Source organism: Streptomyces sp. NBC_00090, assembly GCF_045160815.1.
In the GTDB taxonomy this organism is placed as follows: domain Bacteria; phylum Actinomycetota; class Actinomycetes; order Streptomycetales; family Streptomycetaceae; genus Streptomyces.
Window position 1 is genome coordinate 313942 of the sequence record NZ_CP108224.1, and the last position, 16434, is coordinate 330375.

At 70.7% G+C, this 16434-nt stretch carries 13 protein-coding genes; 7 read left to right on the forward strand and 6 right to left on the reverse strand.

Annotated features, from left to right (window positions below; all coding sequences use genetic code 11):
• Window positions 1-2: 2 nt before the first annotated feature.
• On the reverse strand, window positions 3-572 hold the full coding sequence (locus OG361_RS01475) for an NADPH-dependent FMN reductase (protein WP_384577687.1): 570 nt from the start codon (window positions 570-572) through the stop codon (window positions 3-5).
• 213 nt (window positions 573-785) lie between these two features.
• Here OG361_RS01475 and OG361_RS01480 point away from each other — a divergent pair, with 213 nt between their 5' ends.
• The gene (locus OG361_RS01480; protein ID WP_405851432.1) at window positions 786-2162 is read left to right on the forward strand and encodes an NAD(P)/FAD-dependent oxidoreductase; all 1377 of its coding nucleotides are present in this window, start codon (window positions 786-788) and stop codon (window positions 2160-2162) included.
• 104 nt (window positions 2163-2266) lie between these two features.
• Here the strand turns inward: OG361_RS01480 and OG361_RS01485 are convergent, their stop codons facing one another.
• Window positions 2267-3046: a hypothetical protein gene (locus tag OG361_RS01485; RefSeq protein ID WP_405851433.1), complete on the reverse strand. Its 780-nt coding sequence runs from the start codon at window positions 3044-3046 to the stop codon at window positions 2267-2269.
• 157 nt (window positions 3047-3203) lie between these two features.
• Here OG361_RS01485 and OG361_RS01490 point away from each other — a divergent pair, with 157 nt between their 5' ends.
• The 3 genes from OG361_RS01490 to OG361_RS01500 all read left to right on the forward strand — a co-directional run bounded on the left by OG361_RS01490 (window position 3204) and on the right by OG361_RS01500 (window position 5335).
• On the forward strand, window positions 3204-3644 hold the full coding sequence (locus OG361_RS01490; protein WP_405851434.1) for a GNAT family N-acetyltransferase: 441 nt from the start codon (window positions 3204-3206) through the stop codon (window positions 3642-3644).
• A 126-nt stretch (window positions 3645-3770) separates the two neighbouring features.
• Window positions 3771-4850 carry a dihydrodipicolinate reductase gene (locus OG361_RS01495; protein ID WP_405851436.1) on the forward strand — a complete coding sequence of 360 codons (1080 nt, stop codon included), beginning with the start codon at window positions 3771-3773 and terminating at the stop codon, window positions 4848-4850.
• Window positions 4847-5335, forward strand: coding sequence for a carboxymuconolactone decarboxylase family protein (locus OG361_RS01500; protein ID WP_384577677.1), 489 nt, complete (start codon window positions 4847-4849; stop codon window positions 5333-5335). The genes OG361_RS01495 and OG361_RS01500 overlap by 4 nt, the downstream gene beginning before the upstream one ends.
• Window positions 5336-5420: 85 nt before the next feature.
• Here the strand turns inward: OG361_RS01500 and OG361_RS01505 are convergent, their stop codons facing one another.
• The 3 genes from OG361_RS01505 to OG361_RS01515 all read right to left on the reverse strand — a co-directional run bounded on the left by OG361_RS01505 (window position 5421) and on the right by OG361_RS01515 (window position 10111).
• Window positions 5421-7064 (reverse strand): GMC oxidoreductase, encoded by a 1644-nt coding sequence (locus OG361_RS01505; protein WP_384577663.1) that lies wholly within the window; start codon window positions 7062-7064, stop codon window positions 5421-5423.
• Window positions 7065-7189: 125 nt separating this feature from the next.
• The gene (locus tag OG361_RS01510) at window positions 7190-8623 is read right to left on the reverse strand and encodes an aspartate ammonia-lyase (protein ID WP_405851437.1); all 1434 of its coding nucleotides are present in this window, start codon (window positions 8621-8623) and stop codon (window positions 7190-7192) included.
• Window positions 8624-8986: 363 nt separating this feature from the next.
• Window positions 8987-10111 (reverse strand): asparaginase, encoded by a 1125-nt coding sequence (locus tag OG361_RS01515; RefSeq protein WP_405851438.1) that lies wholly within the window; start codon window positions 10109-10111, stop codon window positions 8987-8989.
• A 137-nt stretch (window positions 10112-10248) separates the two neighbouring features.
• Here OG361_RS01515 and OG361_RS01520 point away from each other — a divergent pair, with 137 nt between their 5' ends.
• Together OG361_RS01520 and OG361_RS01525 are read left to right on the forward strand one after the other, a co-directional pair.
• Window positions 10249-10713: an Lrp/AsnC family transcriptional regulator gene (locus tag OG361_RS01520; RefSeq protein ID WP_405851439.1), complete on the forward strand. Its 465-nt coding sequence runs from the start codon at window positions 10249-10251 to the stop codon at window positions 10711-10713.
• A gap of 254 nt (window positions 10714-10967) precedes the next feature.
• Entirely contained in the window at window positions 10968-11771 is an 804-nt protein-coding gene (locus tag OG361_RS01525) for an endonuclease I family protein (RefSeq protein ID WP_405851440.1), read from the forward strand.
• A 943-nt stretch (window positions 11772-12714) separates the two neighbouring features.
• Here OG361_RS01525 and OG361_RS01530 read toward each other — a convergent pair.
• Window positions 12715-15138, reverse strand: a complete 2424-nt coding sequence (locus OG361_RS01530; protein ID WP_405851441.1) for a hypothetical protein — start codon at window positions 15136-15138, stop codon at window positions 12715-12717.
• 203 nt (window positions 15139-15341) lie between these two features.
• On the opposite strand from OG361_RS01530, the gene OG361_RS01535 reads away from it, so the two are divergent.
• Window positions 15342-16427, forward strand: a complete 1086-nt coding sequence (locus tag OG361_RS01535) for an IS630 family transposase (RefSeq protein ID WP_405851442.1) — start codon at window positions 15342-15344, stop codon at window positions 16425-16427.
• Window positions 16428-16434 lie beyond the last annotated feature (7 nt).

Below are 16434 nucleotides of genomic sequence, written 5' to 3' on the forward strand. Positions count from 1 at the left end.
CCCTAGCGCGGGGGCAGGACGGTGAGGACCCGCTCGATGAAGGCCTTGAAGTCGGCCATGAAGTCGGCCAGGAACTGCTGGGTCGTCGGGTCGGTGACCTCGCCGTCCTCGGTGAAGAGTCCCGGGACGAACTGGATGTACGCCTCCGGGGCGTTCATCTGCGGGGAGTTGCAGAAGCTCAGCACCGAGCGGAGGCTCTGCTGGGCCACGGCGGTGCCGATCTTGCCGGGCGAGGCGCCGATGACGGCGGACGGCTTGTGGGTGAACGAGTTGGTGCCCCAGGGGCGGCTGGCCCAGTCGATGGCGTTCTTCAGACCGCCGGGGATGGACCGGTTGTACTCGGGCGTGACGAAGAGGACGGCGTCGACGGAGGCGATGGCGTCCTTGAGCGCCTGGCCCTCGCGCGGGTAGTCCGAGTCGAAGTCGTGGTTGTAGAGCGGGAGGTCCTTGATGGGGATCTCCTGGAACTCCATGCCCGGCGGGGCGACGCGGATGAGTGCCCTGGAGAGGATCCGGTTGATGGACTTCGCCGACAGGCTGCCGACGAAGTAACCGACCTTGTACGTGGTCATGCGCGCTCTTCCGCCTTCCGTGAAGCCGTGAGAATCCCCGGGCAACGTAACCCGGTCACCGCGGCCCGGCGACCGGGACCGCCGAAGAGCGATCCCGCCGCAATGGCGATAAAAAGGATGAACCACGGATAGTCAGCGAAACATTGCCATACGGGCTGCTTACCCAGCCATGTCCGAGGGCATTTTGCACGCTCATACGAAAGGGCGGACAGCGTGACTCGACCGAGGATTCTCGTGGTGGGCGCCGGATTCGCCGGAGTGGCCTGCGTACGACGGCTCGAACGGCGCCTGACGGACCGGGAGGCGCTGATCACGCTGCTGTCGCCGTTCTCGTACCAGCTGTACCTGCCGCTGCTCCCCCAGGTGGCTTCGGGGGTGCTCACCCCGCAGTCGGTCGCGCTGTCGCTGCGACGCAGCGAGCGGCACCGGACGCGGATCGTCCCGGGCGGGGCGGTCGGGGTGGACATGGAGGCGAAGGTCTGCGTGGTGCGGACCATCTCCGGTGAGTTCGTGACGGAGCCGTACGACCACCTCGTGCTCGCTCCGGGCAGCGTGACCCGCAGCTTCGACATCCCCGGTCTCGCCGAACACGCGCGCGGGATGAAGACCCTCGCCGAGGCCGTGTACATCCGGGACCACGTCATCGCCCAGCTGGACCTCGCGGACGCGAGCACCGACGAGGCCGAGCGGGCCGCGCGGCTCTGCTTCGTGGTGGTCGGCGGCGGTTACGCGGGGACGGAGACGGCGGCCTGCCTCCAGCTCCTCACCCACAACGCGGTCAAGCGCTATCCGCGGATCGACCCACGGCTGATCAAGTGGCATCTGGTGGACATCGCGCCGAAGCTCATGCCCGAGCTGGGCGACAAGCTGGGCACCGCCGCGATGAACATCCTGACCGGCCGGGGCATCGAGGTGTCGCTCGGCGTGTCGGTGGCCTCGGTGGACGAGGAGGCGGTGACCCTCACGGACGGGCGCGTCCTGCCGAGCCGGACGCTGATCTGGACGGCCGGAGTCGCCGCGAGCCCGCTGATCGGGACCCTCGGCGCAGAGACCCTCCGGGGGCGGCTCGTCGTCACCCCCGAGATGCGCGTACCGGGGCTGGACGGGGTGTGGGCGCTCGGGGACGCGGCGGCGGTGCCCGATCTCGCCAAGGGCGAGAAGGGTGCGATCTGCCCGCCTACCGCGCAGCACGCGATGCGGCAGGGCAAGGCGCTCGCCGACAACGTGGTGGCGACGCTGCGCGGGGAGCAGACCCATCCGTACGTCCACAAGGATCTGGGGCTCGTCGTCGACCTCGGCGGGATGGACGGGGTGTCGAAGCCCCTCGGCGTGGAGCTGCACGGGATGCCGGCGCAGGCCGTGGCCCGCGCCTACCACTGGTCAGCGCTGCGGACGAACGTGGCCAAGACCCGGGTGATGACGAACTGGCTGCTCAACGCCGTCGCTGGGGACGACTTCGTACGGACCGGGTTCCTGGCGTCGAAGTCGGGGACGCTGCGGGACTTCGAGCGCACGGACGTCTATCTGACGCCGGAGCAGGTACGGCTCCACACGGCCTCGTTCCGCGGCGGGGTGGTCGGCGCCGGATGAGCAGTGGGGCCGGAGGGCCGCCGTAGGGCGTCGGCCCTCCCCCGGCCCCCGGCCCCCAGGAGGTCCCCGAGCCCCCGGCTCGCGCGCGAGGTCGCCCTTCACCCTCAGCGTGCGAGTTCGGGGGCCGGTCCCATGACCACGACGGGTTCGCGGGCCGGGTCGAGGGCGACGAGGAGCTCGCGCAGGGTGCCGCGCTCCAGGGCGACGCAGGCCTGCGTGGGTCCGCCGTGGTCGACGTGGATCCAGACGCCGCCGCCCTTCTCGGCGCCGAGCGGCCGCTCCTTGTCGAGGGGTGTCCGGCCGGGCACCCGGTTGTAGTCGATGGCGATGACGTGGTCGAAGGAGCCTTCGAGGGGCTCGCCGGAGAATCCGGTGCCGCTGATGGCGAACTCCTCGTCCTGGTCGTACGGGACGCGGGCGCCCGGGTCGGGCAGCCGTCCGCCGGCGTCGCCGATCCGGAAGACCCCGATCGGGGTGCGCAGGTCGCCCGCGGAGTGGTCCGCGGTCCAGCCCCGGAGCGCGTTGTGGGCGGGCCACGGTCCGGCGGCCTCGGTCCACCGCCCCGCCGGATCCCGCTCGTAGAGGACCGTCATCGCCGTATTGCTGTCCACCGTGGCGCCGGTGACGACGAAGGCCTGGGTGGTGCCGTCGGGGATACGGGCCTGGGTGGCCGGACCGATGCCGGGGATCCGCGCCGCGCGCTCGGGGCGCGCGCCGCCCGCGGCGGGGGCGGCGGGGGCGGCGGGGGCGGGAGCGGCCGCCGGGGGCTTGGGGGTGGACAGTGCGGGGGCGGGCGGGGCGGGGCGCGCGCAGCCGGTGAGCAGCAGGGCCGCGCACAGTGTGCCGGCGCTCAGCAGCGCGGGGGCACCCTTGCGGACGGGCATGGGACGGCATCCTCCTGGCCGGGGGCGGTGCGGCGATCCGTACCCGTTCGGTGGTCGGCACTGCCACCGGGCCCGCGCCCCCACCCGTTCGGAGTACGTCCCGGTCCGCGTCGGGAAAGAGGTTGACCGGCCGTGCCGGGCGCGGTTTCCTGCCCGCATGAACGATCTTCGTATCGAACGGGCGCGAAGCGAGGCACAGCTCGCCGACTGGTGGGCCGTCCACAACGCGATCATCCCCACCGCCGTCCTCTCCCTCGAAGAGGTGAGGGAGAGGACGGGCCGGAACCGGCTGGACGTCGCGTACCTCGGGGAGGTCGCGGTCGGCTGTTCGACGGTGCGGCCGCCGGACGAGGAGACCGCGGCGGCGACCGTCATCGCCCGGACGCTGCCCGGGTTCCGGGGGCGGGGGTTCGGGACCGCGCTGTACGAGCGGGGGCTCGCGCACGCGCGGACGCTGAGCGACGACGGGGTCGAGACGGTGGTCCTCGCCTCCAACGAGGAGGGGCTGCGGTTCGCGCTGGCGCGCGGCTTCGAGGAGGTGGAGCGGTACGTCCTGCCGGGCGACACCGTGCCGTTCGTGGCGCTCCGGCTTGCCTGACGGGCCGCATGACGGGCCGCATGACGGACCACCGACGGACTGCCCGACGAGCCCTGATCTGACGATTCGTCAGATGATCCCGTCACGGGTATGGGAACCTTCGGGGCCCGGCGCTACCCTCCGCGCATGATTCGGACAGTGGTGTGGGGTACCGGAAATGTCGGGCGCGCGGCCATCCGTGCCGTGGACGCCCACCCAGGCCTCGAACTCGTGGCCGTCCTCGTCTCCGACCCGGCGAAGGTCGGCCGCGACGCGGGCCGCCTCGCGGGGCTCGGGTGCGACCTCGGGGTGGCGGCCGTCGACGACGTCGGCGCGGTGCTCGGCGAGCGGCCGGGGGCGGTGGTGTACGCGGCCTCCGGCGACACCCGGCCCGACGGGGCGCTCGCCGACGTGGCACGGGCGGTCGCGGCGGGCGCGGTGGTGGTCACCCCCGCGCTGTATCCGCTGTACGACCAGCGCAACGCACCGCCCGAGTTCCGGGATCCGGTGCTCGCGGCGGTCGCCGAGGGCGGCGGTTCGCTCTTCGTGTCGGGCGTGGATCCGGGCTGGGGCAACGACGTGCTGCCGCTGCTCGTGAGCGGGCTCGGTGCCACGGTGGACGTGATCCGCTGCCAGGAGATCTTCGACTACTCGACGTACGAGCAGGAGGAGTCGGTCCGGGAGCTGGTGGGGATGGGCCGGCCGATGGAGTACGAGCCGCCGATGCTGTGGCCCTCGGTACCGACCATGATCTGGGGCGGGCAGGTGCGGCTGATGGCGCGCGCCCTGGGCGCCGAGCTCGACGAGATCCGCGAGACGGTGGACCGGCGCCCGCTGGAGTCCACGGTGAAGACGCGGACGATGGGCGTCTTCGAGGCGGGGACGCAGGGCGCGATCCGCTTCGAGGTGCAGGGGATCGTCGGCGGGGAACCCCGGATCGTGATCGAGCACGTCACCCGGATCCACCCGTCGTGCGCGCCGGACTGGCCGGTGCCGCCGGACGGGGCGGGCGCGCACCGGGTGATCGTCGAGGGCAGCCCCCGGATCGAGGTGACGGTGGCGGCGACCGACGAGGGCGAGAACCGCTCGGCGGGCGGCAACGCCACGGCGGTGGGCCGGCTCGTCGGGGCGATCGACTGGCTGGTGGCGGCGGAGCCCGGACTGTACGACGCGTTGGACGTACCGCTGAGGCCGGCGGTCGGGAAGCTCGGAAGGAGACCACGGTGATCATCGACATTCCCGAGGGCCAGGAGCCGATCGGGTACGTGTGGGGCGACATGGTTCCGGAGATCGGGACGGCGGCGGCGAACTTCTCGCTGTCGGTGTACGCCCACACGACCCTGGGACTGCGCGAGTTCGAGGCGGCCAGACTGCGGATCGCGCAGATCAACGGCTGCGGGTTCTGTCTGGACTGGCGCACGGACCGGGACGGCGTGAAGGTCGAGGAGGGGTTCGACGACGTCGTCGCGGCCTGGCGGGAGACGGAGGTCTCGGAGGCCTTCGACGAGCGGACACGGCTCGCGGCCGAGTACGCGGAGCGGTACGCGCTGGACCACCACGGTCTGGACGAGGAGTTCTGGGCGCGGATGACGGCGCGGTACAGCCAGGCGGAGATCGTGGAGCTGACGATGAGTCTGGGCTCGTGGCTGGCGTTCGGGCGGCTCAACCGGGTGCTCGGCCTCGACACGGTGTGCGTGCTGCCGACGCACTGAGGACGTGACGCATGGGCGTCACGTACGGGCGTCACGTACGGAAGGGCCGGCCGGGGTCACCGGCCGGCCCTTCCTCGTCCTCCCGTCAGAAGTCCTCGGCCACGATCCGCTCGATGTTGCGTTCGGCGAGGGCCGTGATGGTGACGAACGGGTTGACGCTCGCGTTTCCGGGGATCAGGGCGCCGTCGATGACGTACAGGCCCTGGTAGCCGTGGAGGCGGCCGTGGTTGTCGGTCGCCTTGCCCAGGACGGCGCCGCCGAGCGGGTGGTAGGTGAGGTGGTCGCCCCAGATCTTGTACACGCCGAAGAGGTCGGTGCGGTAGATCGTGCCCTCCTTCGCGTTGATCTTGTCGAAGATCGTCTTCGCCGCGTCGATGGAGGTCTGCTTCCAGGCCTGCTGCCAGGAGAGGTCGACCTTGCCGGTGGCGGGGTTCCAGGTGAACTCGGCCCGGTGGGGCGTCTTGGTGATGGAGAGGTAGAAGGAGGCGTACGTCTCGATGCCGGTCGGCAGCGGGGCGACCTCGGCGAAGGCGCCGCCCGCGTCCCAGTTGTCGATGCCCGCGGTGGGCATGGCCGACTGGAGCTTGCCGGTCGGGTCCCACATGTGGTTGGCGCGGCCGCACATGACGTTGCCGTTGTCGCCCCAGCCCTTGCCGATCTGGTCGTTGAGGGAGGGCAGGGCGCCGGTGGCCTTGAGCCGGGTGAGGAGCTTGCTGGTGCCGACGCTCCCCGCGGCGAAGAAGACCTTGTCGGCGGTGACCGTCTTGCTCGTGAGGGTGACTCCGGTGGTGTCGATCTGGTCGATGGCGACGGTGTAGCCGCCGCCGGACCTCGGCGTGACGGAGGTGACCTTGTGAAGCGCCGAGACGGTGACCCGGCCGGTGGCCGCGGCCTGGGCGAGGTAGGTCTTCTGGAGGGTCTTCTTGCCGTGGTTGTTGCCGTAGATGACCTCGCCGTCGAGGGCCGACTTCGGTACGGCGCCGGCGGCCTCCTGTTTCATGTACTCCCAGTCGTAGACGTTCGGCACGAAGACGAACGGGAAGCCGGAGCGCTGGGCGTGCTTGCGGCCGACGCGGGCGTACTGGTAGCAGGCGGCGCTCTCCCACCAGGCCGGGTCCACGGCAGTGACGCCGAGCCCGGCGTTGGCGCGCGGGTAGTACGTCGCGTACATCTCCTGCGCGTCGACGGTCGGGAGGATGGCGGCGAAGTTCTCACGGCGCGGGGTGACGGCCATGCCGCCGTTGACGAGGGAGCCGCCGCCGACGCCCCGGCCCTGGTAGACGGTGATGCCGGCGAAGTCCTCGGCGTCGAGGATGCCCGTGTGACAGGGGACGTCCTTGTCGAGGGGGAAGCCGAGGAAGTTGCTCAGGGGCTGCTTGGTGCGGCTGCGCAGCCAGAAGGAGCGGTAGTCGGGTTTGGTGGTGTTGGCGAAGATCCGGCCGTCGGGTCCCGGGGTGTCCCAGGCCATGCCCATCTCGACCATGTGGACGTTGACGCCCGCGGCGGCGAGGCGGAGGGCGGCGACGGAGCCTCCGTAGCCGGTGCCGATGACGAGGGCGGGGACGTGGGCGCCTGTGGGGATGGGGGTGTTGACGAGGCGGGTCTCGGCGTGGGCCGGGGCCGCGTGGCCGACGAGGGCCGCGGCACCCAGAAGGGAACCTGTTCCCGCGAGGAATCGGCGGCGGCTCACACCGCCGATTCCCTTGCCGGACAAGGGGTGTTCACTCATGTGACGTTCCTCACTCGTGAGCGAATGGGAACATGTTCTACTGTCGCCAATCGGGGAAGTCACGAGAAACCGACGGGTAACTTCAGTCCGGACGCACCTATCGAACGGCCTCGCGCCGCGCCGGGTCAGACGGCGGAGGCGCGCGGGGCGCCCGTGAGGCGCTCGGGGGTGAGCAGTTCGGCGAGCCGGTGGGCGGGCAGCAGGCCCTTCTCCAGGGTGAGTTCGGCGACGCCCCGGCCGGTCGCGAGCGCCTCCTGGGCGATGGCCGTGGCGGCGGTGTAGCCGAGGTGCGGGTTGAGGGCCGTCGCGAGGCCGATGGAGTTCTCGACGGCCTCGCGCAGGGCCTCGGTGTTGGCCGTGATGCCGTTGACGCAGCGCTCGGCGAGGGTGAGGCAGGCGGCCCGGAGCGAGAGGAGGCTCTTCGAGAGGGCGTGGAAGATGACCGGCTCGAAGGCGTTGAGCTGGAGCTGTCCGCCCTCGGCGGCCATGGTGATGGTGATGTCGTTGCCGATCACCTCGAAGGCGACCTGGTTCACGACCTCGGGGATGACCGGGTTGACCTTGCCGGGCATGATGCTCGAACCGGCCTGCACCGGCGGCAGGTTGATCTCGCCGAAACCGGCGCGCGGCCCGGAGGAGAGCAGACGCAGGTCGTTGCAGGTCTTGGAGAGCTTGACGGCGATGCGCTTGAGGACCCCGGAGAGCTGGACGAAGGCACCGCAGTCCTGGGTGGCCTCGATCAGGTTGACTGAGGTCACGAGGGGCAGGCCGGTCAGCTCGGCGAGGTTGCGGCGGGCGGTCTCCGCGTAGCCGGGGGCGGCGTTGAGACCCGTACCGATGGCGGTGGCGCCGAGGTTGATCTCGTGGATGAGCTCGACGGCCTCGGCGAGGCGCCCGCGGTCCTCCTCCAGCATCACGGCGTACGTGGAGAACTCCTGGCCGAGGGTCATGGGCACCGCGTCCTGGAGCTGGGTGCGGCCCATCTTCACGACCTCGCGGAACTCCAGGGCCTTGGCGGCGAAGGCGTCCTGGAGCACGGCCATCGCGAGGAGCAGCTCGCGGGCCGCACCGATCGCCGCGATGCGGATGGCGGTCGGGTAGACGTCGTTGGTGGACTGGCCGAGGTTGACGTCCTCGTTGGGGTGGAGGCGGGCGTAGTCGCCCTTCGCGTGGCCGAGGAGCTCCAGGGCCCGGTTGGCGACGACCTCGTTGGCGTTCATGTTGGTGGAGGTGCCGGCGCCGCCCTGGACCACGTCGACGACGAACTGGTCGTGCAGGTGTCCGGACCGGATCTCGCGGCAGGCACCGGCGATGGCGGCGGCCTTGTCGGCGGGGAGCAGCCCGAGTTCCTCGTTGGCCCGGGCCGCGGCCTCCTTCACCGAGGCGAGCGCGTCGATCAGCAGGGGGTAGACCGAGATCGGCATGCCGGTGATGGCGAAGTTCTCGGTGGCGCGCAGGGTGTGCACACCCCAGTAGGCGTCGGCGGGGACGTCCCGGTCGCCGAGGAGATCGTGCTCGCGGCGGACGGGAGTGGGGTGCGGGGCGGGTGCGGGAACCATGGGTGGCGTCCTTGGGGGAAGCGGTGTGCGGGCGGGGAGGGCCGACGCCCGGGCACGGCTCCGCGACGGCCCGGCGGGTGGCGGTCGCGGGGCCGTACGGCAGCGGGGGCGGTCGGAGAAGGTTGGCGCCGGCTCGCGGGCGGGGGGTGGGGAACACCCCGCCCGCGAGCCGGTGGATTGGGGGCCCGGGTCAGGGGCCGGTGGGACGGAGCGTGCGCCGGTGGGGCGGGGGCTCCAGTGGTCCCGGGCACCGGTGGGACGGGGGCTCCAGTGGTCCCGGGCGCCGGTGGTTCGGGGCTCCTGCTCCGGTCGTTCGGAGCCCGGTGTGACGCAAGGCGCCGGTCGTTCGGGGCGTCGCCCCGGTCAGGGGCGCGTCGCGACCGCCGAGGCCGACCGGGAGCCGCCGGTGGCGAGGGCCGGTTCGGCGCGGACGGGTCCGTCGAGGAGGCGGCGCAGGAGGGCGGTGCGGCGGGCGGGGTCCGCGCCCGTGGCGCCGTCCCCCTCGGCGAGGAGTGCGGAGAGGACGGCGATCCGCGCCTGGCCGGCCCGGAGCGTACCGGTGAGCAGCGCTCCGGCGGCGACGAGGTCGACCGCTCCGCCGCCGGTGTAGATCTCGGCGAGCGGCCCGGCGGGAACCCGGGTGGTGACGGCGACGAGGAGGCCCAGGGCGACCGCGTCGGCGACGGCGGCGGCGATCTCGGGCGTGGCGTTGCCCGCGCCGGTCGCTTCCAGGACGATGCCCCGGGCGCCGGCGGCTATGGCCGCGTTGAGGAGGAGCGGGTCGCCGTCGGAGTGGTGCGTGACGATGTCGACCCGGGGCAGCGGGGTCGCGTCGGGGCCGGTGGCACCGGGGGTCGCGGTCCGGGCGGCGGCGGGGAGCGGCAGCGGGGCCGGGCGCTCCGGGAGGCGCTCGATGTCGACGCGGGAGAAGCCGACGCGGCCGAGGCGGTCGGTGGAGGGGTCCGAGAAGGCGTCGGCGGCGAGGGTCTGGGTCTTGACGGTGCCGCGCGCCGCGTGGACACGACCGTCGAAGACGACGAGGACGCCGAGCTCACGGACGGAGGCGGCGACCTGGAGCGCGTCGTACAGGTTCCCGGGGCCGTCGCCGTCACCCGTGCCGAAGGGGCGCTGGGCGCCGGTGAGGACGACCGGGCGGGCGTCGGTGTGGTGGAGGTCCAGCAGGAAGGCGGTCTCCTCCAGGGTGTCGGTGCCGTGGGTGACCACGATGCCGTCGACGCCTGGGTCGGCGAAGGTCTCCTGGACGGTCCGCAGGAGGGCGAGCTGATGGGCCGAGGTCATGCGCGAGCTGTTGACGTTGAACAGGTCGACGACCTCGACGGTGACGCCCTCGGGAAGCGGGGCGGTGGCCAGGACGTCGCTGCCGGAGGCGTCGGCCGCGTAGCCAGTGCCCTGCCAGCGGCTGGCGATCGTGCCACCGGTGCTGATGACGACGATCCGGCGCGGTTCTCCGTCGTTCGTCCGCTTCATGGCTGCCCGCCCTCACTCCGTACCGAATGTCCGCAGCGCCCGCTTGTGCCCTGCGATCGCAACGATAGAGCAGGAGGCGCGCAAGGCGATTGCCAATTCAGCCCAGGAGGCGCTCATCCTTGGTGGATAATTGCGCCATGGACCGAATCGATCTCCAAATCTTGCGCGAGCTTCAGAACGACGGCCGACTGAGCAACCAGGAGCTGGCCCAGCGGGTCGGGCTCAGCCCCTCCCCCTGCATGCGCCGGGTCCGCCAGCTGGAGCAGGACGGGGTGATCCAGGGCTATCGGGCGATCATCGACCCGGAGGCGGTGGGGCGGGGCTTCGAGGTGCTCGTCTCGGTGGAGGTGCGCCGGGACCGCGAGACGGTGGAGGCCTTCGAGGAGGCCCTCCAGGACGTGCCGGACGTCATCGAGGCGTACCGGCTGTTCGGGAGCCCCGGCTGCCTGCTGCGCATCGCGGTGGCCGATCTCGCGGCGTACGAGCGGCTGTGGATCGAGCGGCTGACGACGCTGGCCGGGGTCACCGAGGTGAACTCGCAGATCATCATGAAGCGGATCAAGGAGCCGAAGGGGATGCCGGTGGACGTACGGGGCATCTGACAGCCGGGGGTGCCGGGGGCGCGGGCGGGACGATCTCCCGTCAGGCCAAGGGATCCGCGACGGGCGGACGCTGATGGGCGGTCAGCGGTTCCGGTGTATGCGAGAACGTCATGGAAAAGTCCCCTCGCGGTTACACGACAGGCCCCTCCCCCGTGCCACGCTCCCGGCTGTCAGCAGTCAACACGCGTAGATCGCGGCGCCCATGAGCCGGGCGCCGCGCTTCTCAGCGTGCCGTCCCCGGGAAAGGGCCCCCCATGTCCGTTGCGCAGACAGGCAGATGGAAGGTGTGGGCGGCAGCGATATCCGCCGTCCTCGTCGCCCTCACGCTTCCGGCGGTCACCGCGACTCCCGCGAGCGCCACGACCACCGCCTACGACAGCACCTACTACAAGAACGCGATCGGCAAGACCGGCACGAGCCTCAAGTCCTCGCTGCACACGATCATCAGCAGCCAGAGCAAGATCTCGTACGACGCGGTCTGGAACGCGCTGAAGGTCACCGACCAGGATCCCAACAACACCGGCAACGTGATCCTGCTGTACAGCGGGGTCTCGCGCAGCAAGTCCCTCAACGGCGGTGACGTGGGCGACTGGAACCGCGAGCACGTGTGGGCGCAGTCCCACGGCAGCTTCGGCACCTCGGCCGGCCCCGGCACCGACCTGCACCACCTGCGCGCCTGCGACGTCCAGGTCAACAGCACCCGCGGGAACAAGGACTGGGACACCGGCGGCAGCCCGGTCAGCGGCGCCTCCGGCAGCTACACGGACTCCAACTCCTTCGAGCCGCGCAACGCGGACAAGGGGGACGTGGCCCGCATGATCCTGTACATGGCCGTCCGCTACGAGGGCGACGACGCCTGGGCCGACCTGGAGCCCAACGAGTCGACCTCCAACGGCAGCGTCCCGTACCACGGCCGTCTCGCGATCCTGAAGCAGTGGAACGAGCAGGACCCGCCGAGCACCTTCGAGGAACGCCGCAACGACATCATCTTCGGCACCTACCAGGGCAACCGCAACCCGTTCATCGACCACCCCGAGTGGGTCGAGGCGATCTGGTAGACCGGTCACCCGACCGGAGCCGGCGTCTCCGCGCCACCCCCGGGCCCTCATGCGTTCGGTCGCACCGAGTGGCCCGGGGCCGCGGGGACGCACAGGCTGGGGGTGGTCCCGGGAGGGGCCTCCCCCGGAGCGAGGAGACGCCGATGGCCGTGCCCGAATCCCCCCGGTACCGGTACGACGACCTCAGCGCGCATTGGAGCCAGCGGGTTCCTGGGGACCGAGCTGGTACGGCAGGCAATCTCCGCAGGCCGCCCGGCAGCCGCGACCTTCAACTCCCGACCCGGCGAAGCCCCTGGCGTCTCGTGGCACCGCTTGGACCTCCGCGAGGGGCGGCGACCGCGCAGTCATTGACCCGGGCGGGACACACGGTGGCGGTGTCCGGGCGCCGACCCGAGCCGCTGGGGCTGGTCGCCCGTCACGGCCGAGGCGACTGGTCACGTTCAACCGATCGGCCACCCCGCACGGACGGGACGGCCAGCGGCGCGCCGCTGGTGGCGAAGTCGGCCACGTTGAGTGACGGCTGACCTTGGATTTTGCCCAGGCAGGCGCCCATCGGTCGCGTCGGCCAGCGCGAGAAGGATTACGCGGCGCAACTCCCAGTTGCTCCCACTGTCATCCCACTCTTGACCAGCTCTTCCGGTCTATTTCCGGTCCAAGTCCGGTCCGGCTGAGGGGGTGGCACCCCGACTCACGCGATCCCGTTCCTCCATGGACTGCTCGATCAGACGGAGCGGCGGCCACGGGGATGCGGAGCCTGCTTCATCTCGTTCGACGCCGGCCCACGGCCGTCCGACTCCCCGGGCCTTGGAGCAGTCCTCGGGCCCACGACCGGACGTCGATCCCGCATGGGCGTCTGGTCAGCTGCCACCCAGTACACATGGGAAGGGCCCCACCCCGGGGCGAACCGGGGTGGGGCCCTTCCTGTTTGTGCTGCTCGTTCAGGCTACTCCTGGACGGTGCGGCGACGCCGCATCCACCACACCAGGGCCGCGCCGGTGGCGGCGATCGCCGCGGCGATGCCGGAGATCAGGCCGATCGGGGTGTCCGATCCGGTGTCGGCGAGGCCGCCGTCCGGGTCCGGCCGGTTCGCCGGAGGCGTCGCGCCACCACTGCCGCCGGTGTCACCGTTGCCAGGCTTGGTCGGGTCCGGGCCCGGCGACGTGGGCGGATCGGTCGGGTCGGTCGGGTCGGTCGGCGTCGGCGTCGGCGTCGGCGTCGGCGTCGGCGTCGGCGTCGGCGTCGGGTCGGGCTTCCCGTCATCCGTCAGGGCGGCGCCGTTGCCACCCAGGAACGCGGTGTCGCTGTCGCGGGCGGAGGTCTCCGTGCGGACGGAGTCCTTCGTCGTGCGAGGCAGTTCACGGTGCTGGGCGTTGAACTCGACGCCTGTGATGTTCCGCTTCGGGGCCTTGGCGAAGTCGACGCCGCCGACGAAGAACGTGTAGATCCTGCCGTCGCCGAGGGGCCATTCGTAGGTGAACTCGCCCTTGGTGAAGGACTTCACCATCTCCTGCCACACGGTCCGCTTGTCCCAGTCGGCGTTCTCACCGCGCAGCGGCCACCGCTTCAGGTTGTTGCTGTTGATGATGGGGCGGAAGTCGGTGGCCTTCTTCGCGTCCTGCTGGCGGATCCACTCGGCCGCGACGCGGGACTTGTAGACGCGGCGCAGGTCGGCGTATTTGGGCTCGGTGTTGATCTGCTTCTCGACGTGGGGGACGAGGTAGCGGGTGATCAGCCGGTGGCTGCGCTCCTTCTCCTCCTTGCTGAGCTTCTTCGAGCAGTCCTCTCCCTGCACGGGCGTGTCGAAGTCCATCGCCGCGTGGTTGACCTCCAGCGGGGCGTCGAGGATGTAGATCCCGCCGTCCTGCTCGCGGACCTTCGCCAGGCCGGGAACGATCCAGTTGCGTCCCGATCCCCAGCACGGCACCCCGTCGACCTTGGGGGCGGCGTTCATGAACTCCTTGCCGGGGGACTTCTTGGGGTCCATGGCGCGGGAGAAGTCCCGCTTCATCTCCATGTCGGCCACGAGGAGGACACGGCCGGCGTCGGTTTCACCGAACGCCTTGTCCATGATGGTGTCGGGCTGGTCGGGGTTGAGGTTCACCCACTGCCGGTCCGGGGTGAGCGCAAGCCACGTGAACAGGGCATCGGAGGCCAGTTCGACCTTCGCCTGTCCGCCCCAGCCCGGGTCGTTGTCCTCATCGGGCATGAGGTCGGCCTTCATGGAGTAGTCCAGGGCCTTGCCCTTGACCGGGTCGCCGACGTACTGGAGCTCCAGAGTGGAGAAGTCCACCCCGCCCGGGCCCCGGCCGAGCGCGGACCGGGCGTTGTTCGCCAGGTACTGGTTCTGCAACTGCCGGGCCTGGGCAGGGTTCTGTCCCGACCCGTAGGCCATCGAGGCTCCCGGGCCCTGGGTGCCGCGGTTCGGCAGCGGGTTGAACACGTTGTACGTCTTCGTGTACTTCGTCTGCGGCCACAGGCCCTTCGCGGTCGCCCGGCGCTCCGCGATCCGGATCGGATTGTTCCCCGTCCCCCGCTCCGCCCGCAGCTTGTCGTTCTCGGCCTTGTAGTCGCGGAGGGTGGCCCCGTTCGGCTTCTCCGACGTGAACATCGTCAGGCGGTGCCGGGTGAAGTCGTGCTTCGCGTCCTTGTGCCGCAGGATGATCCTGTCGGCCCGGAGCTGGGCCGGCTTGCGCTTCCCGTCGGACTTGAACTCCCCCAGGTCACCGGTGCGCTGGTTGTAGGAGTCGTACCGCCGGGAGGCGATCTTCTTGCCGTCCTTGTCGAAGATCTCGATCGTGACCTCGCACAGCCAGTCAGGGCCGACCATGTTGAAGTCCTGAACCGCCTTGACCTCGAACACGCCCCCCTTCTGCTTGCTGACCTGCGCGCTGATCAGGTTGACCTTCCAGCTGCCGAACGGCTTGGGGTTGTTCGACTCGTTCCGATGCCGCTGATAGCGGGAGTAGATCGCTTTGCGCATGTCCTCCGGGTCCTTGGAGGCCGCATATGCCTTGTCCCACTTGTCGATGTCCGCGCGGCTGCCGGTGACCTGCCCCAGCTCGGCCGCAGTGGGCGCGGGAACGTTCTCGAAACCCTTGAACGCGTTGTTGTAGTAGTACTCCTCGTCCGGCCCGGACTTCGTCCAGTGGTGCTGACCCGTCGGCGCACCCGAGTTGTTCGGCGTGCGCGGGATGGTCCTCTTCAGGTGCATCTGATCGCACCGCTTACCGCCGGTGATCTTCGCGTAGTCCCCGGGCGCGGCCGACGCCACGGACGGCAGGCCGACCAGCAGCACCGCCGCCGAGGAGACGACCGCCAGCGCGGCAGAGAGGCGCCTTTTCAGGCGCTGTCGTATGGATGTGCTCACGTAGTGTCCCTGGTCGTGGGGGCCACGGGACTCAAGACTGCGAGGGCAGGGCCGGACAAGGGCCCCCGTATCGTGCCCGCTCCTGCCGACCCACCACACTAGTGATCTGGTTTTGAGGTCGTGGGTCGCCACGTGAGGCGTCCCCTGTTTCAGATTGCGGTGTTCGCCTGCGGCAGGTCGCGCGTTCGCGCTGTCCTGTGGGCATGGGTGATACCCGGCTGGAACCTGTCGTGCTGTCGGAGGCCGAGCGGCTGACGCTGGAGAACTGGGCCAAGCGCCGCTCGACCGCGCAGGGGCTGGCCGTTCGCGCACGGATCGTGCTGGCGTGCGCGAACGGCTGGAACAACACCGTGGTCGCCGCGCGACTCGATGTCGGCAGAGGCACCGTGCGCCGCTGGCGCACACGGTTCGTGGCCCAGCGCCTGGACGGACTCGCGGACGAGCCGCGGCCCGGGGTGCCGCGGACCATTACCGACGCCCAGGTGGAAGAGGTCGTGGTCCGCACCCTGGAGCAGACTCCCCCGGGCGGGACGCACTGGTCGAAGCGGGAGCTGGCCAAGGTCGTGGGAATCTCCCCGGCGAGCGTGCTGAGGATCTGGCACGCTTTCGGCCTCCAGCCCTGGCGCACGGAGACCTTCAAGATCTCCCCGGACCCGTTCCTGATCGACAAGGTCCGTGACGTCGTCGGCCTCTACCTCGCTCCGCCGGCCAACGCGGTGGTCTTCGCGGTGGACGAGAAGCCGCAGATCCAGGCCCTTCAGCGGACCGCGCCGGTCCTGCCGATGGTCCCGGGAGTGCCCGAGCGGCGGAGTTTCGACTACGTCCGGCACGGCACCGTCGACCTGTTCGCCGCCCTGAACACGGCGACGGGCAAGGTGATCACGAAACTGTCCGCGCAGCACCGGGCGGTGGACTTCCGTGACTTCCTCGACGAGATCGACCGCCAGACCGACAAGCACCTGGCGGTCCACGTGATCTGCGACAACCTCTCCGCCCACAAGGCGCCGGTGGTGCACAAGTGGCTCCTGGCGCATCCCCGCTTCCAGCTCCACTTCACCCCGACCTACTCGTCGTGGATCAACCAGGTCGAGCGGTGGTTCGCCGAGTTGGAACGGCGCTGCCTTGAACGCGGCGTGTTCTGTTCCCTCGACGACCTCAAGGCCGCACTCGAAAACTGGATCAAGGTCTGGAACGACGAAGCCCGGCCCTTCAAGTGGACCAAGACCGCCGACCAGATCCTCGACCGGATCTGCCGCTACTGCGACAGGATCTCCGAACCAGATCACTAGGTGCTGT

What these genes read in the sequence shown, in the direction of transcription:
- OG361_RS01475 (WP_384577687.1), bottom strand. Translation starts at nt 572, where the DNA reads ATGACCACGTACAAGGTCGGTTACTTCGTCGGCAGCCTGTCGGCGAAG.
- OG361_RS01505 (WP_384577663.1), bottom strand. Translation starts at nt 7,064, where the DNA reads ATGAGTGAACACCCCTTGTCCGGCAAGGGAATCGGCGGTGTGAGCCGC.
- OG361_RS01485 (WP_405851433.1), bottom strand. Translation starts at nt 3,046, where the DNA reads ATGCCCGTCCGCAAGGGTGCCCCCGCGCTGCTGAGCGCCGGCACACTG.
- OG361_RS01525 (WP_405851440.1), top strand. Translation starts at nt 10,968, where the DNA reads ATGTCCGTTGCGCAGACAGGCAGATGGAAGGTGTGGGCGGCAGCGATA.
- OG361_RS01515 (WP_405851438.1), bottom strand. Translation starts at nt 10,111, where the DNA reads ATGAAGCGGACGAACGACGGAGAACCGCGCCGGATCGTCGTCATCAGC.
- OG361_RS01510 (WP_405851437.1), bottom strand. Translation starts at nt 8,623, where the DNA reads ATGGTTCCCGCACCCGCCCCGCACCCCACTCCCGTCCGCCGCGAGCAC.
- OG361_RS01490 (WP_405851434.1), top strand. Translation starts at nt 3,204, where the DNA reads ATGAACGATCTTCGTATCGAACGGGCGCGAAGCGAGGCACAGCTCGCC.
- OG361_RS01495 (WP_405851436.1), top strand. Translation starts at nt 3,771, where the DNA reads ATGATTCGGACAGTGGTGTGGGGTACCGGAAATGTCGGGCGCGCGGCC.
- OG361_RS01520 (WP_405851439.1), top strand. Translation starts at nt 10,249, where the DNA reads ATGGACCGAATCGATCTCCAAATCTTGCGCGAGCTTCAGAACGACGGC.
- OG361_RS01535 (WP_405851442.1), top strand. Translation starts at nt 15,342, where the DNA reads ATGGGTGATACCCGGCTGGAACCTGTCGTGCTGTCGGAGGCCGAGCGG.